This is a genomic window from Mesorhizobium sp. USDA 4413 (genome assembly GCF_056280365.1).
Genome location: NZ_JBVPRP010000001.1, coordinates 4,171,300 through 4,187,971 on the forward strand (window position 1 = coordinate 4,171,300; position 16,672 = coordinate 4,187,971).

12 protein-coding genes, 1 tRNA gene and 2 pseudogenes are annotated in these 16,672 nt (G+C 63.0%); 13 read left to right on the plus strand and 2 right to left on the minus strand.

The window, feature by feature from the left end; all coding sequences use genetic code 11:
• Positions 1-47: 47 nt before the first annotated feature.
• The 11 genes and pseudogenes from ACVMIM_RS20355 to ACVMIM_RS20405 form a co-directional block, all read left to right on the plus strand.
• Positions 48-527, plus strand: a pseudogene (locus tag ACVMIM_RS20355) (group II truncated hemoglobin); the annotation flags it as partial.
• Positions 528-670: 143 nt separating this feature from the next.
• A tRNA-Trp gene (locus ACVMIM_RS20360) sits at positions 671-746 on the plus strand.
• A 351-nt stretch (positions 747-1,097) separates the two neighbouring features.
• Positions 1,098-1,301, plus strand: coding sequence for a preprotein translocase subunit SecE (secE, locus tag ACVMIM_RS20365; RefSeq protein WP_027170383.1), 204 nt, complete (start codon positions 1,098-1,100; stop codon positions 1,299-1,301).
• A gap of 27 nt (positions 1,302-1,328) precedes the next feature.
• Positions 1,329-1,856 carry a transcription termination/antitermination protein NusG gene (nusG, locus tag ACVMIM_RS20370; protein WP_041003121.1) on the plus strand — a complete coding sequence of 176 codons (528 nt, stop codon included), beginning with the start codon at positions 1,329-1,331 and terminating at the stop codon, positions 1,854-1,856.
• A gap of 163 nt (positions 1,857-2,019) precedes the next feature.
• A complete protein-coding gene (rplK, locus tag ACVMIM_RS20375) occupies positions 2,020-2,448 on the plus strand; it encodes a 50S ribosomal protein L11 (protein ID WP_041003120.1) in 429 nt (142 codons plus the stop codon).
• 4 nt (positions 2,449-2,452) lie between these two features.
• Entirely contained in the window at positions 2,453-3,151 is a 699-nt protein-coding gene (gene rplA, locus ACVMIM_RS20380) for a 50S ribosomal protein L1 (RefSeq protein ID WP_476114176.1), read from the plus strand.
• A 388-nt stretch (positions 3,152-3,539) separates the two neighbouring features.
• Entirely contained in the window at positions 3,540-4,058 is a 519-nt protein-coding gene (rplJ, locus tag ACVMIM_RS20385; protein WP_041003118.1) for a 50S ribosomal protein L10, read from the plus strand.
• 54 nt (positions 4,059-4,112) lie between these two features.
• On the plus strand, positions 4,113-4,493 hold the full coding sequence (gene rplL / locus ACVMIM_RS20390) for a 50S ribosomal protein L7/L12 (RefSeq protein ID WP_066989581.1): 381 nt from the start codon (positions 4,113-4,115) through the stop codon (positions 4,491-4,493).
• A 269-nt stretch (positions 4,494-4,762) separates the two neighbouring features.
• Positions 4,763-8,900: pseudogene (gene rpoB, locus ACVMIM_RS20395) on the plus strand (DNA-directed RNA polymerase subunit beta).
• A gap of 189 nt (positions 8,901-9,089) precedes the next feature.
• Positions 9,090-13,286, plus strand: a complete 4,197-nt coding sequence (gene rpoC, locus ACVMIM_RS20400) for a DNA-directed RNA polymerase subunit beta' (protein ID WP_278052505.1) — start codon at positions 9,090-9,092, stop codon at positions 13,284-13,286.
• Positions 13,287-13,368: 82 nt separating this feature from the next.
• Positions 13,369-14,034, plus strand: a complete 666-nt coding sequence (locus tag ACVMIM_RS20405; protein WP_476114178.1) for an O-methyltransferase — start codon at positions 13,369-13,371, stop codon at positions 14,032-14,034.
• A gap of 30 nt (positions 14,035-14,064) precedes the next feature.
• Here ACVMIM_RS20405 and ACVMIM_RS20410 read toward each other — a convergent pair whose 3' ends face one another.
• Positions 14,065-14,994, minus strand: coding sequence for a Gfo/Idh/MocA family protein (locus tag ACVMIM_RS20410; protein WP_476114180.1), 930 nt, complete (start codon positions 14,992-14,994; stop codon positions 14,065-14,067).
• A gap of 77 nt (positions 14,995-15,071) precedes the next feature.
• Positions 15,072-15,353, minus strand: a complete 282-nt coding sequence (locus ACVMIM_RS20415; RefSeq protein WP_476117309.1) for a transcriptional regulator — start codon at positions 15,351-15,353, stop codon at positions 15,072-15,074.
• 461 nt (positions 15,354-15,814) lie between these two features.
• Here ACVMIM_RS20415 and rpsL point away from each other — a divergent pair, with 461 nt between their 5' ends.
• Complete coding sequence (gene rpsL / locus ACVMIM_RS20420) at positions 15,815-16,186, plus strand: 30S ribosomal protein S12 (RefSeq protein ID WP_006202128.1); 372 nt, start codon at positions 15,815-15,817, stop codon at positions 16,184-16,186.
• A gap of 9 nt (positions 16,187-16,195) precedes the next feature.
• The gene (gene rpsG / locus ACVMIM_RS20425) at positions 16,196-16,666 is read left to right on the plus strand and encodes a 30S ribosomal protein S7 (RefSeq protein WP_127229703.1); all 471 of its coding nucleotides are present in this window, start codon (positions 16,196-16,198) and stop codon (positions 16,664-16,666) included.
• Positions 16,667-16,672: the final 6 nt, after the last annotated feature.

Here is a 16,672-nt window from a genome sequence, read left to right on the forward strand (position 1 = left end):
CGCTGCCGCTATCTTGCCTTTGCGGTGTGCACAGTGGAGGAGCGGCGATGAGCGAGGACGTCCCGACTTTATACGAATGGGCCGGCGGCAGCGAGGCGCTGAACCGGCTGACCCGGACCTTTTACGACAATGTGGCTGCGGATCCGGTCGTCGGGCCGGTGTTCAGACATATGTCGCCGGATCACCCGGCGCATGTCGCCGCCTTCATCGGCGAAGTCTTTGGCGGGCCGAAGACCTATAGCGAGGAGCATGGCGGCCATCGCGAAATGGTGATGCATCACCTTGGCAAGCACCTGACCGAGGAACAGCGCCGCCGCTGGATCAATCTTCTTGCCGATGCGGCGGACGAGGTCGGCCTGCCGGACGACCCCGAATTCCGCTCCGCCTTCATGGGCTATGTCGAGTGGGGATCGCGGCTGGCGAAGATGAATTCCAATCTCGGCGAGACCTGCGATCCCCAAACTGAGCCGATGCCGGCCTGGGGCTGGGGCGTGCCGGGCGGACCCTACATGCCGCCGGCCGGGAAATCCCAGACTCCTGCGCGGCCGCGATCGGTTGCCGCCAGGTCCGCAATTCAGATTTCTTACAAAGGCTCCAAAACGGCATTGCAGTGCTCTTTACAGAGCGCGCGGAAGCTTTTAGGAAGCGCCTGCGCCGAACAAGCGCATGCACGGGCATAGCTCAGTTGGTAGAGCGGCGGTCTCCAAAACCGCAGGTCGTAGGTTCGAGCCCTGCTGCCCGTGCCATCTTCTCAAAAATGGCCGATCGATGCCTCCGGCGTTGAAAACCGACGGACGGCTTGCCATATGGCGGAAATTGGGGCATAAGCCCCGCATAGCCGGGACGGGACGACTGGATGGTTTCGAGGCGGCGCTAGGACATAAAGCGGACCCTTACCACTTGCGTGGATTAAGAATCGGTTTTATGTAGACAAGACAGACACGCGACGCGTGGAGCTGGGAAGCCGGCTTTACGCGTCTGATTTGCGTGGGTGAAATAGCGGCGCTGATTCGCGTCGCTTAGAGCCCAAGCGGCACGTCCCGGCCAGCGGGATCATCCAGGAGGCCCGGCCAACGGGTCTTGAACACAGGCGGCACATGGCTTCGAAAACCACTAATCCCTTCACCTTTCTCCAGCAGGTTCGTGCGGAGACGGCCAAGGTGACATGGCCTTCGCGGCGCGAAACCATGATCTCGACCGTGATGGTCCTGGTGTTCGCGGTGATCGCGATGCTGTTCTTCTTCGCTGCCGATATTCTGATGGGCTATGCGATCGAGTGGATCCTGGGTCTCGGGCATTAATTCGGCGGTTTACGGAGAGGTCGTGAAATGACTGCGCGGTGGTATATCGTCCACGCCTATTCGAACTTCGAGAAGAAGGTCGCCGAGGATATCGAAAACAAGGCCAAGCAGAAGGGCTTGTCCGGCGAGATCGAGCAGATCGTGGTGCCGACCGAGAAGGTCGTCGAGATTCGCCGCGGCCGCAAGGTCGATGCCGAGCGCAAGTTCTTCCCGGGCTATGTGCTTCTGAAGGCCAATCTGACCGACGCTGTTTTCTCGCTGGTCAAGAACACGCCGAAGGTCACCGGCTTCCTGGGCGACTCCAAGCCGGTGCCGATCACCGAGACCGAGGCGCAGCGCATCCTTAACCAGGTCCAGGAAGGCGTCGAGCGGCCGAAGCCGTCGGTCACTTTCGAGATCGGCGAGGCGATCCGCGTTTCGGACGGTCCTTTCGCGTCTTTCAACGGCGTTGTGCAGGAAGTGGACGAGGAGCGTGCCCGCCTCAAGGTGGAAGTTTCGATCTTCGGGCGCGCCGTGCCGGTCGATCTGGAATTCGGACAGGTCGAAAAGGGCTGATCCGCATATCCGCGCCGAAAGGCGTCGGGGCGGTGCTTGAAGCGCCGCGTGAACGGGTGGGAGGCGATGGCGGCATAGCCGGCCGTCGGAGCCGCACCACCAGACTGCAACCGCCGGCGTTCCCCGGATGATGGGGTCGGCATAAGAAAAGGCAGGAATAGAGATGGCTAAGAAAGTTGCAGGCCAGCTCAAGCTCCAGGTTGCCGCGGGCTCGGCCACGCCGTCGCCCCCGATCGGCCCGGCGCTTGGTCAGCGCGGCATTAACATCATGGAGTTCTGCAAGGCGTTCAACGCGCAGACCCAGGAGATGGAGAAGGGGTCGCCGATCCCGGTCGTCATCACCTACTACCAGGACAAGTCGTTCACCTTCGTCATGAAGACGCCGCCGGTGAGCTACTTCCTGAAGAAGGCCGCCAACCTGAAGTCGGGCTCCAAGGAGCCGGGCAAGTCCAAGGTCGGCACGATCAGCCGCGACAAGGTGCGCGCGATCGCCGAGCAGAAGATGAAGGACCTGAACGCAAACGACGTCGAGGCGGCCATGCGCATGGTCGAGGGCTCCGCCCGCTCGATGGGCCTGGAAGTGGTGGGCTAAGATCATGGCAAAGATTGCAAAGCGTGTTGCCAAGAGCCGCGAAGGCATCGATCCGAACAAGGCTTACGCCCTCAACGAGGCGCTGCAGCTGCTCAAGGACCGGTCCACGGTGAAGTTCGACGAGACCGTCGAGATCTCGATGAATCTGGGCGTCGATCCGCGCCATGCCGACCAGATGGTCCGCGGCGTGGTCAACCTGCCGAACGGCACCGGCCGCTCGGTACGCGTCGCGGTGTTTGCCCGTGGCGACAAGGCCGAGGAAGCCAAGGCCGCCGGCGCCGATGTGGTTGGCGCCGAGGACCTGGTCGACATCGTCCAGAAGGGCACGATCGATTTCGATCGCTGCATCGCCACCCCGGACATGATGCCGCTGGTCGGCCGTCTGGGTAAGGTGCTCGGCCCGCGCGGCATGATGCCGAACCCGAAGGTCGGCACCGTGGCCACCGATGTCGCCGCCGCCGTCAAGGCTTCGAAGGGCGGCGCCGTCGAGTTCCGCGTCGAGAAGGCCGGCATCGTCCAGGCCGGCGTCGGCAAGGTCTCGTTCGACGTCAAGGCGCTGGAAGAAAACGTCCGCGCCTTCGCCGATGCGGTGAACAAGGCAAAGCCCGCGGGCGCCAAGGGCAACTACGTCAAGAAGGTGTCGGTCACCTCGACGATGGGCCCCGGCCTCAAGCTCGACATCGCGACGCTCGCCGCGTCGTAAGTGTCGTCCGGTCGGCCTTGAGCTGATCGTAACAAGAATTCCGGACCGCCGATCCGTCGGCGGCCCGGTACCCCGGAAGCCGAAAGGTTTCCGGATATCCTGTCCGAGATTGCAGGCGGCCCAAAAGCCTTAATTCGATTGGGCCTGCATGAGACGGGTGAAGACCCGACAAAGGAGCGAAAAGCTCCAATGAAAGGTTCGAACCGTGTTTGCCTTTTGTCAGCACACCGCCGGCTCGCCGTCGGTGGGCGAAAAGGGGGCAGGATCCTCGAGCGCCGTTCGGGAGATCCAGGATTTGGATGGCCCGGCCGGCAAAAGGCAACCCGACTTCTGACCTCGAAATGGGAATGCTCCCATTGTTGAGGCAGGGGTCAACTGGAGATAGGCAGTGGACAGAGCGGAAAAGCGCGAACTCGTCACGGGCCTGAACGAAGCGTTCTCGAGCGCGGGTTCAGTCGTCGTGGCCCACTACGCCGGTATCACCGTGGCGCAAATGAACGACCTCCGGTCGAAGATGCGCGCCGCTGGCGGCACCGTCAAAGTCGCGAAGAACCGTCTCGCCAAGATCGCTCTTCAGGGCACGGACTCCGCATCGATCGTCGATCTGTTCAAGGGACAGACGCTGGTCGCTTATTCGGAGGATCCGGTTGCGGCGCCGAAGGTCACGTCCGATTTCGCCAAGGGGAATGACAAGCTGATCATTCTCGGCGGCGCGATGGGCTCGACCTCGCTCAACGCCGATGGTGTCAAGGCGCTCGCCACGATGCCGTCGCTCGACGAGCTGCGCGCCAAGCTGGTTGGCATGATCGCCACGCCGGCTACCCGGATCGCCCAGATCGTCAATGCGCCCGCGGCTTCGGTCGCGCGCGTCATCGGCGCTTACGCCCGGAAGGACGAGGCGGCATGAGGCCGTTCCTCGCTGTCAACAACACACGTTCGAACCAACCAAAGGAATATCAAAATGGCTGATCTCGCGAAGATCGTAGACGACCTTTCGAAACTGACCGTCCTCGAGGCGGCCGAGCTGTCGAAGCTCCTGGAAGAGAAGTGGGGCGTTTCGGCCGCTGCTCCGGTGGCTGTTGCCGCCGCTGGCGGTGGTGCTGCCGCTGCCGCTGCTCCGGCTGAAGAGAAGACGGAATTCGACGTCGTTCTCGCCGACGCCGGCGCCCAGAAGATCAACGTCATCAAGGAAGTCCGCGCCATCACCGGCCTTGGCCTCAAGGAAGCCAAGGACCTGGTCGAAGCGGCTCCGAAGCCGGTCAAGGAAGGCGTTTCCAAGGCCGACGCCGACAAGTTCAAGGCTCAGCTGGAAGCAGCTGGCGCCAAGGTCGAGCTGAAGTAAGCCGGTCAGGCGAGGGCGGACGGTCTCGCGCCGTCCGCCCCCTCCCTTAACTTGAGGGAGGGCTTTGTTGCGCGAGGCGTTTGAAAACCTCTTTCCTGAGGGCCGAAAAGCGGCCTTCCGGAAACGGGTTTTCTCCCGTTTTAGCCGGCAGCCGCCAAGCGATTGGAGAAGGCCGCCGGAAAACAGATAGGGGCAGCCGCCGAGGCCGCCCATTGGTGCAAGGCGAGCCGCGGCGAGGTTCGTCCCGAGTTTAGAGCTAAGGAGCGACGATGGCCCAGACCCAGACTTTCAATGGCCGCAGACGCGTACGCAAGTTCTTCGGAAAGATCCCGGAAGTTGCGGAGATGCCGAACCTCATCGAGGTTCAGAAGGCATCCTATGACCAGTTCCTGATGGTGGACGAGCCGAAGGGCGGCCGTCCGGACGAAGGACTGCAGGCCGTTTTCAAGTCGGTCTTCCCGATCTCCGACTTTTCCGGCTCCTCCATGCTGGAGTTCGTGAAGTATGAGTTCGAGGCACCGAAATTCGACGTTGACGAGTGCCGTCAGCGCGACCTGACCTATGCCGCGCCGCTGAAGGTGACGCTGCGCCTCATCGTGTTCGATATCGACGAGGATACCGGCGCGAAGTCGATCAAGGACATCAAGGAGCAGGACGTCTATATGGGCGACATGCCGCTCATGACGTCGAACGGCACCTTCATCGTCAACGGCACCGAGCGCGTTATCGTTTCGCAGATGCACCGCTCGCCGGGCGTCTTCTTCGACCATGACAAGGGCAAGTCGCACTCGTCGGGCAAGCTTCTGTTTGCCGCGCGCGTCATTCCCTATCGCGGCTCGTGGCTCGACATCGAGTTCGATTCCAAGGACGTCGTGCACGCCCGCATCGACCGCCGCCGCAAGATCCCGGTGACGTCGCTCTTGATGGCGCTCGGCATGGACGGCGAAGAGATCCTGTCGACCTTCTACAACAAGATCACCTACAAGCGCTCCGGCGACCATTGGCGCATTCCGTTCAATGTCGAGCGGTTCCGCGGCCTCAAGGCCGTCGGCGATCTGGTCGATGCCGATACCGGTGAGGTCGTTGTCGAGGCCGGCAAGAAGATCACCGCCCGCCAGGCCCGCCAGCTTGGCGAGAAGGGTCTCAAGGCCATCAAGGCGACCGACGAGGACCTGCTTGGCAACTATCTCGCCGAGGACATCGTCAACTACGCCACCGGCGAGATCTTCCTCGAGGCCGGCGACGAGATCGACGACAAGACGCTGAAGGTGCTGCTCGGCACCGGCGAGGAAGAGATCCAGATCCTGGACATCGACCACGTCAATGTCGGCGCCTACATCCGCAACACCTTGGCCGTCGACAAGAACGAGAGCCGCCAGGACGCGCTGTTCGACATCTACCGCGTCATGCGCCCGGGCGAGCCGCCGACGCTCGAGACCGCCGAAGCCATGTTCAACTCGCTGTTCTTCGACAGCGAGCGCTATGACCTGTCGGCCGTCGGCCGCGTCAAGATGAACATGCGCCTCGAGCTCAAGGCCGAGGACACCGTGCGCGTGCTGCGCAAGGAAGACATCCTGGCCGTGGTCAAGACGCTGGTGGAATTGCGCGACGGCAAGGGCGAGATCGACGACATCGACAATCTCGGCAACCGCCGCGTGCGTTCGGTCGGCGAGCTCATGGAGAACCAGTACCGCGTCGGCCTGCTGCGCATGGAGCGCGCGATCAAGGAACGCATGTCCTCGATCGAGATCGACACGGTCATGCCGCAGGACCTGATCAACGCCAAGCCGGCCGCCGCCGCCGTTCGCGAGTTCTTCGGTTCCTCGCAGCTGTCGCAGTTCATGGACCAGACCAACCCGCTGTCGGAAATCACCCACAAGCGCCGCCTGTCGGCGCTTGGACCGGGCGGCCTGACCCGCGAGCGCGCCGGCTTCGAGGTGCGCGACGTGCATCCGACGCATTACGGCCGCATCTGCCCGATCGAGACGCCGGAAGGCCCGAATATCGGCCTGATCAACTCTCTGGCCACCTTCGCGCGCGTCAACAAGTACGGCTTCATCGAAAGCCCGTACCGCAAGATCGTGAATGGCAAGCTGACCAACGAGGTCGTCTACCTGTCGGCGATGGAAGAGGCCAAGCACTATGTCGCGCAGGCCAACGCCGAGCTCGACAAGAACGGCAGCTTCGTCGACGAGTTCGTCATTTGCCGCAACGCCGGTGAAGTGATGATGGCGCCGCGCGAGAACGTCGACCTGATGGACGTCTCGCCGAAGCAGATGGTGTCGGTCGCGGCAGCGCTCATCCCGTTCCTCGAGAACGACGACGCCAACCGCGCGCTGATGGGGTCGAACATGCAGCGTCAGGCCGTGCCGCTGGTGCGTGCCGAGGCGCCATTCGTCGGCACCGGCATGGAGCCGATCGTCGCCCGTGACTCGGGCGCGGCCATCGGCGCCCGCCGTGGCGGCGTGGTCGACCAGGTGGACGCCACCCGTATCGTCATCCGCGCCACGGAGGATCTCGATCCTGGCAAGTCGGGCGTCGACATCTACCGGCTGATGAAGTTCCAGCGTTCGAACCAGAACACCTGCATCAACCAGCGTCCGCTGGTGCGCATGGGCGACCGGGTCAACAAGGGCGACATCATTGCCGACGGTCCGTCGACCGAGCTCGGCGATCTGGCGCTCGGCCGCAACGTGCTGGTCGCGTTCATGCCGTGGAACGGCTACAACTACGAGGACTCGATCCTGCTCTCCGAGCGCATTGTGGCCGACGACGTCTTCACCTCGATCCACATCGAGGAGTTTGAGGTCATGGCGCGCGACACCAAGCTCGGGCCGGAGGAAATCACGCGCGACATTCCGAACGTTTCGGAAGAGGCGTTGAAGAACCTCGACGAGGCCGGCATCGTCTATATCGGTGCCGAGGTGCAGCCGGGCGACATCCTGGTCGGCAAGATCACCCCGAAGGGCGAAAGCCCGATGACGCCGGAAGAGAAGCTTCTGCGCGCCATCTTCGGCGAGAAGGCCTCGGACGTCCGCGACACTTCCATGCGCATGCCTCCGGGCACCTTCGGCACGGTCGTCGAAGTGCGCGTCTTCAACCGCCACGGCGTGGAGAAGGACGAGCGCGCGATGGCGATCGAGCGCGAGGAGATCGAGCGTCTGGCCAAGGACCGCGACGACGAACAGGCGATCCTCGATCGCAACGTCTATGCGCGTCTTTCCGACATGCTGACCGGCAAGGAGGCGATCGCCGGACCGAAGGGCTTCAAGAAGGGCTCGAAGCTCTCGAAGGACACGCTGGACGAGTATCCGCGTTCGCAGTGGTGGCAATTCGCCGTCGAGAACGAGAAGCTCCAGGGCGAGCTCGAGGCTCTGCGCGGCCAGTACGACGAGTCCAAGAAGGCGCTCGAGCAGCGCTTCATGGACAAGGTCGAGAAGGTGCAGCGCGGCGACGAAATGCCTCCGGGTGTCATGAAGATGGTCAAGGTCTTCGTGGCGGTGAAGCGCAAGATGCAGCCGGGCGACAAGATGGCCGGCCGTCACGGCAACAAGGGTGTCGTGTCGCGCATCGTTCCGGTCGAGGACATGCCTTTCCTCGAGGACGGCACGCATGCCGATATCGTGCTCAACCCGCTGGGCGTGCCGAGCCGCATGAATGTCGGCCAGATCCTGGAAACGCATCTGGGCTGGGCTTGCGCAGGCATGGGCAGGAAGATCGGCGAGCTGATCGACGCGTATAAGGCGGGCGGCGACATCAAGCCGCTGCGCAAGACGCTGGAAAGCTTCATGCCGGCCAACGACCGCAACGAACCGATCCGCGACTATGACGACGAGAGCATCGTTCGCCTGAGCGAGCAGATGCGCCGCGGCGTCTCTATCGCAACCCCGGTGTTCGACGGCGCGCAACGAGGCCGACATCAACACCATGCTGGAGCAGGCTGGCCTGCATACCAGCGGTCAGTCGCAGCTCTATGACGGCCGCACCGGCGAGCCGTTCGATCGCAAGGTGACGATGGGCTATATCTACATGCTCAAGTTGCACCACCTGGTGGACGACAAGATCCACGCGCGTTCGATCGGTCCGTACTCGCTGGTCACCCAGCAGCCGCTGGGCGGCAAGGCGCAGTTCGGCGGCCAGCGCTTCGGCGAAATGGAGGTTTGGGCGCTCGAGGCATACGGCGCCGCCTACACGCTGCAGGAAATGCTGACGGTGAAGTCGGACGACGTCGCCGGCCGCACCAAGGTGTACGAAGCGATCGTGCGCGGCGACGACACCTTCGAGGCGGGCATTCCGGAGAGCTTCAACGTTCTCGTCAAGGAAATGCGTTCGCTCGGTCTCAATGTCGAGCTGGAGAACACCCAGCTCGAAGAGGTCCCGACGCGTCTGCCAGATGCTGCCGAGTAAAGGCCATGGCGCGCCGCTCTTTGAAGATTGCGGCGCGCCCCGAGCATGACCCCGAAAAGTGGACCGCCGGTTTTCGGACAAGGTCATGCTCAACTACGAAATCTGCGGTCGGTTTGACCGGCCAGTCTGCGGACAAATCGTCCGCGATCGATTGAAGGGGTTATCGAGGACCCCGAAAAGGAGAACGGCATGAACCAAGAGGTCATGAATCTCTTCAACCCGCAGGCGCCTGCGCAGGTGTTCGATTCCATCCGGATCTCGCTTGCCAGCCCAGAGAAGATTCTGTCCTGGTCGTTCGGCGAGATCAAGAAGCCGGAGACCATCAACTACCGCACCTTCAAGCCGGAGCGTGACGGCCTGTTCTGCGCGCGCATTTTTGGCCCGATCAAGGATTATGAGTGCCTGTGCGGCAAGTACAAGCGCATGAAGTATAAGGGTGTCATCTGCGAAAAGTGCGGCGTCGAAGTCACGCTGTCGCGCGTTCGCCGCGAGCGCATGGGCCATATCGAGCTCGCCGCGCCCGTCGCCCATATCTGGTTCCTGAAATCGCTGCCTTCGCGCATCGGCACGCTGCTCGACATGACCCTCAAGGACATCGAGCGCGTGCTCTACTTCGAGAACTACATCGTCACCGAGCCGGGCCTCACCGCGCTGAAGGAGAACCAGCTCCTCAGCGAGGAGGAGTACATGCTTGCCGTCGACGAGTATGGCGAGGATAGCTTCACCGCCATGATCGGCGCCGAAGCCATCCATGACCTGCTTGCCGGCATGGACCTGGAGAAGATCGCCGGCGACCTGCGTACGGAGCTGGCTTCGACCACGTCCGAGCTCAAGCAGAAGAAGTACCTGAAGCGGCTCAAGGTCGTCGAAAACTTCATGGAATCCGGCAACCGTCCGGAATGGATGATCATGAAGGTGGTGCCGGTGATCCCGCCGGACCTGCGCCCGCTCGTCCCGCTGGACGGCGGCCGTTTCGCCACCTCCGACCTTAACGATCTCTATCGCCGCGTCATCAACCGCAACAACCGCCTGAAGCGGCTGATCGAGCTGCGCGCGCCCGGCATCATCGTGCGCAACGAGAAGCGCATGCTGCAGGAAGCCGTCGACGCGCTGTTCGACAACGGCCGGCGCGGCCGCGTCATCACCGGCGCCAACAAGCGCCCGCTGAAGTCGCTGTCCGACATGCTCAAGGGCAAGCAGGGCCGGTTCCGCCAGAACCTGCTCGGCAAGCGCGTGGACTATTCCGGCCGCTCGGTCATCGTGACCGGTCCGGAGCTGAAGCTGCATCAGTGCGGCCTGCCGAAGAAGATGGCGCTCGAGCTCTTCAAGCCCTTCATCTACGCCCGTCTCGACGCCAAGGGTTTCTCCTCGACCGTCAAGCAGGCGAAGAAGCTGGTCGAGAAGGAGCGTCCGGAGGTTTGGGATATCCTCGACGAGGTCATCCGCGAGCATCCGGTGCTGTTGAACCGCGCGCCGACGCTGCATCGCCTCGGCATCCAGGCGTTCGAGCCGACCCTGATCGAAGGCAAGGCGATCCAGCTGCATCCGCTGGTCTGCACTGCCTTCAACGCCGACTTCGACGGCGACCAGATGGCGGTCCACGTGCCGCTGTCCTTGGAAGCGCAGCTCGAAGCCCGCGTGCTGATGATGTCGACCAACAACATCCTGCACCCGGCCTCGGGCGCGCCGATCATCGTGCCGTCGCAGGACATGGTTCTCGGTCTCTACTATCTCTCGATCGTCAACCAGAACGAGCCGGGCGAAGGCATGGTGTTTGCCGACATGGGCGAGCTCCAGCATGCGCTGGAGACCAAGGCCGTGACGCTGCACGCCAAGATCAAGGGCCGCTTCCGCACCGTCGACGCCGAAGGCAACGTCGTGTCGAAGATCTACGACACCACGCCTGGCCGCATGATCATCGGTGAGCTTCTGCCGAAGAACGTCAACGTTCCGTATGACATCGCCAACCAGGAGATGACCAAGAAGAACATCTCCAAGATGATCGACACCGTCTACCGCCACTGCGGTCAGAAGGAGACGGTTATCTTCTGCGACCGCATCATGGCGCTCGGCTTTGCCCATGCCTGCCGTGCCGGCATTTCGTTCGGCAAGGACGACATGGTCATTCCGGACACCAAGCTGAAGCTTGTTTCCGACACTGAGGCTTTGGCCAAGGAATATGAGCAGCAGTACAATGACGGCCTGATCACGCAGGGCGAGAAATACAACAAGGTCGTCGACGCCTGGGCCAAGTGCTCGGAAAAGGTCGCCGACGAGATGATGGCGCGCATCAAGGCGGTGGAATTCGAGGAAAACGGCCGTCAGAAGCCGATGAACTCGATCTACATGATGTCGCATTCGGGTGCGCGTGGTTCGCCCACCCAGATGCGTCAGCTCGCCGGCATGCGCGGCCTGATGGCCAAGCCCTCGGGTGAAATCATCGAGACGCCCATCATCTCGAACTTCAAGGAAGGCCTCACCGTGCTCGAGTACTTCAACTCGACCCACGGCGCCCGCAAGGGTCTGGCCGACACCGCCTTGAAGACGGCGAACTCGGGTTACCTTACCCGCCGCCTCGTCGACGTGGCGCAGGACTGCATCGTCAACTCGCTGGATTGCGGCACCGACAAGGGCCTCACCATGCAGCCGATCGTCGATGCCGGCCAGATCGTCGCCTCGGTCGGCCAGCGCGTGCTGGGCCGCACCGCGCTCGACGACATCAACCATCCGGTGACCGGCGAGGTGCTGGTCAAGGCCGGCAAGCTGATGGACGAGCGCGATGTGGAGCAGATCGAAAAGGCCGGCGTGCAGTCGGTCCGCATCCGTTCGGCGCTGACCTGCGAGGTCAGGACCGGCGTGTGCGCCGTCTGCTACGGACGCGACCTGGCCCGCGGTACCCCCGTCAACCAGGGCGAGGCCGTCGGCGTCATCGCGGCGCAGTCGATCGGCGAGCCGGGCACCCAGCTCACCATGCGTACCTTCCATATGGGTGGCACGGCGCAGGTGGTGGATTCTTCGTTCCTTGAAGCCTCCTATGAGGGCAAGGTCCAGATCCGCAACCGCAACGTGGTGCGCAACTCGGAAGGCCAGCAGATGGTCATGGGCCGCAACATGGCGGTTCTCATCCTCGATGAGACCGGCAAGGAGCGCGCCACGCATCGCGTCGCCTATGGTTCGCGTATCTTCGTGGACGACGGCGACAAGGTGAAGCGCGGCCAGCGTATCGCCGAGTGGGATCCCTACACCCGCCCGATCCTGACCGAAATCGAGGGTCGCGTGGCGTTCGAGGACCTGGTTGACGGCATCTCCGTCCAGGAAACGGCCGACGAGTCGACCGGCATCACCAAGCGTGAGGTCATCGACTGGCGTTCGACGCCGCGCGGCAGCGACCTGAAGCCCGCGATCGTCATCCAGGACGCCAAGGGCAAGGTCGGCAAGCTGTCGAAGGGCGGTGATGCGCGCTTCCTGCTCTCCGTCGAGGCCATCCTCTCGGTCGAGCCTGGCGCGCATGTGAAGCCTGGCGACGTGCTTGCGCGTATCCCGATGGAAAGCGCCAAGACAAAGGACATCACCGGTGGTCTGCCGCGTGTTGCGGAACTGTTCGAGGCTCGCCGTCCGAAGGATCACGCCATCATCGCCGAGATCGATGGCACGGTCCGCTTCGGCCGCGACTACAAGAACAAGCGCCGCATCATCATCGAGCCGCATGACTCGACGCTGGAGCCGGTGGAGTACCTGATCCCGAAGGGCAAGCCGTTCCATCTCCAGGACGGCGACGTCATCGAGAAGGGCGACTACATCCTCGACGGCAACCCGGCGCCGCACGACATCCTGGCGATCAAGGGCGTGGAGGCGCTGGCCTCTTACCTCGTCAACGAGATCCAGGAGGTCTACCGTCTGCAGGGCGTGTCGATCAACGACAAGCACATCGAGGTGATCGTTCGCCAGATGCTGCAGAAGGTCGAGATCACCGCGCAGGGCGACTCGACCTACATCCCGGGCGACCATGTCGACGTGATCGAGCTGGAAGAGGTCAACGAGCGCCTGATCGAGGACGGCAAGAAGCCGGCCGAAGGTCAGCCGGTGCTGCTCGGCATCACCAAGGCCTCGCTGCAGACGCCGTCCTTCATCTCGGCCGCCTCCTTCCAGGAGACGACCAGGGTGCTCACCGAGGCGGCGGTTGCCGGCAAGACCGACATGCTGCAGGGCCTGAAGGAAAACGTCATCGTCGGCCGTCTGATTCCGGCCGGCACCGGCGGCACGATGAGCCAGATCCGGCGCATCGCCACCTCGCGCGACGAGCTCATCATCGACGAGCGCCGCAAGGCCTCCGGTGTCGAGGTCGCCGAGCCGATGCTGACCGACATGGTTAACGCCGCGCAGTAAGCGGCATGGATATGAGAAACGAAGAGAAGGGGCCCGCGCGGGCCCCTTTTTTGCATTTCGGCTTCATCAACGAGGAAGAGCTATGAGCAGCAAGACCTGGACGGCTGTCGACGACTACATCGTTTCCTCTCTTTTCGGCGAGGACCGCGTGCTGGACGCAGTGCTCAAGGCCAACCGCGACGAGGGCCTGCCGGCGATCGACGTCTCGGCCACGCAGGGCAAATTCCTGTCGCTGCTGGTGCGCATCCGCGGCGCGAAAAAGGTGCTGGAGGTCGGCACGCTCGGCGGCTATTCGACCATCTGCATGGCGAGGGGATTGCCGGCGGATGGCAAGGTGGTGACGCTGGAGCTCGACCCGCACCATGCCAAAGTCGCGCGCTCGAATTTCGAGCGGGCAGGGGTTTCCGACAAGATCGACCTGCGAGTCGGTCCGGCGCTTCAATCGCTCGCCGTGCTGGCGGACGAGAATGCCGGTGCGTTCGACCTGATCTTCATCGACGCCGACAAGCCCAACAACCCGAATTATCTGAACTGGGCGATGAAGCTGTCGCGCCCCGGCACCGTCATCGTCTGCGACAACGTCATCCGCGACGGCGCGGTCCTGAAAAAGAACAGCGGCGACGCCAATGTCGAAGGCGCTCGCGCCGCGTTTTCCTTCATCGGCGGCGAGAAGCGGCTGGACGGCACGGCCATCCAGACCGTTGGCGCCAAGGGCTATGACGGCTTTGCCATCGCAATCGTCGAGTGAGGGTACCGTTCGCTCAACCTTTCCGCCGCCTCAGTCGAAAAACGCCTCGACCACGTTGCGCTTGCCAAGCATGAATGCGTCGGCCACGTGCTGCAGCGGCGCGAGGTCGACATCGGAAGTCCCAGCGCGGACGATCTCAGCGAACCGCTTGTAGAGCATCGGATACTCGGCTTCCGGTTCGTCGTGGATGATCTTGCCGTCGACGGCGAGCTTCGCGCCGCCGCCCGAAAGCACCATCCTGCCCTTGTCAGTTTCGGCGACGATGTCCCAGCTCTGCGGACCGGTCTGCAGCCAGTCGAGCTCCATCGTCACCGGCAAGCCGTTGGAGGTGCGGAAGGCGACATGAGCCGCGACCGGTGCCGAACGGTTTTCGGGAAAGTCGAGCACGGCCGAGGTGATGAACATCGGCGGCAGGATGTGGGTGGCGATCGACAGTGCGTTGATGCCCGGGTCGAAGACGCCGAAGCCGCCCGGTTCCCAGATCCATTCCTGGTTCGGATGCCAGCGGCGCACGTCTTCCTTCCAATTGATGGCGGCCGAGGTCAGCTTGGCCGAGGCGAGGAAGGCGCGCGCGGCCTCGACCGCCGGCGCGTAACGGGAATGCCAGCTGGCAAAGAGTGAGACGCCGTTCTTTTCAGCCAGCGCCTTGAGATGCTCGACCTCGCTGACCGTGGCGCCCGGCGGCTTTTCGAGGAAAACATGCTTCTTTGCTTCCAGCGCGGTACGCGCGGCGTCGTAGCGGAACTGCGGCGGCATGCAGAGCGAGACGGCCTCCAGGCCGGGTTCGGCCGCAAGCATCGCTTCGATCGTCGGGTAGTTCGCAATGCCGTCGACCTTGCCGTGGCGGCTCGCCGCGGCGGCAAGCCGGTAACCGCTGTCCTTGGCGACCGCCGGCAGATGCTGGTCGCGCACGATCTTGCCCACGCCGACGATGCCGAGCTGGATGGGATTGCTGGTCATGGGAACTCCGGAAGAAATGGCTTTCTAGGTAGGGGATCGTTGGCGGATGGACAGGGACGTTGCGCCGGACAGCGAGCTCAGGATGGCTCGTCAAAGGTGACGATCGAGACCTCGCCCTCAATCGCGCCCTGATAGGCCGACAGATGCGGCTCCTCGTCGGGCTCGCCTTCCATGTCGCCGATCTGGTCGAGCTCGGCCTCCGCGAATCCTTCCGCGGCCAGCGATTCGAGCGCGCGGCGCACGGCGGAATCATCGTCGGGCGCCACCAGCATCACATGCACGCCTTCCGGCTTGCCGCCTTTCTTGCGCCAGACCCGTCCGGTGATGATGGTGACCGGCCGTTCTTCATTGTCGTTCACAGGCTGATTCCTCATTTGCCGGGAGATTGTCCGGTTCAAGCCGCCTTTTGGCACGAAGCCGGCCGGGAAGACAGCCGCAAGCCGGTCACTTTCTTCCTTGCCCTTGAAAAAAGACGCAAGAAAATTACATGCGCTTTTCGCATGGCTGCCCAGCCCCGAATTGACCGCAATATTTGCCGTTGCGGGGTTGACGGACATCGGCCTTGCGAGTAGAAGCCGGCCCGTCAGAACCGATGTGAGACTTGCCTTTCCGAGGCGACGCGCTTTGGAGTTTGTCTCAAACAGGGTTCGTTTTACGAGCGAAAAGACATCTCCGGCGCGCATGAAGCGGGTTCCGCTTCCTCTGCAATTTGTTCGGGCAGGACCGCGAGACGCGGTGTGTTGCCCGAATTTGCGTATGGAAATGACGCTTTGAGCGGCCCTGACAGGGCAGACACGGAATTGAGAGACAAGAGGGTTTAATGCCTACCGTCAACCAGCTGATCCGCAAGCCGCGCCTGGCGCCGGTGAAGCGCAACAAGGTCCCGGCCATGCAGCAGAACCCGCAGAAGCGGGGCGTCTGCACGCGCGTCTACACCACGACGCCGAAGAAGCCGAACTCGGCGCTGCGCAAGGTGGCCAAGATTCGCCTGACCAACGGCTTTGAAGTGATCGGCTATATCCCGGGCGAAGGGCACAACCTTCAGGAGCACTCGGTGGTCATGATCCGCGGCGGCCGCGTCAAGGATCTGCCGGGCGTCCGCTACCACATCATCCGCGGCGTGCTCGACACGCAGGGAGTGAAGAACCGCAAGCAGCGCCGTTCGAAATACGGCGCCAAGCGTCCGAAGTAAGGGTTTCCCATGTCCCGTCGTCACAGTGCAGAAAAGCGTGAGATCAATCCGGACCCCAAGTTCGGCGATCTGGTCGTCACCAAGTTCATGAACGCCGTCATGTATGACGGCAAGAAGTCGGTTGCTGAGACCATCGTCTACGGCGCCCTGGACCAGGTCCAGGCCAAGACCAAGCAGGAGCCGGTCACCGTCTTCCATCAGGCGCTCGACAATGTCGCGCCGCATGTGGAAGTGCGCTCGCGTCGCGTCGGCGGCGCCACCTACCAGGTTCCGGTCGACGTGCGCCCCGAGCGCCGTCAGGCGCTGGCCATCCGCTGGCTGATCGCCGCGGCCCGCAACCGCAACGAGACCACCATGGTCGACCGCCTCTCGGGCGAGCTGATGGACGCGGCCAACAACCGCGGCACCGCCGTCAAGAAGCGTGAAGATACCCACAAGATGGCGGAAGCCAACCGCGCCTTCGCGCATTACCGCTGGTAACGCGAA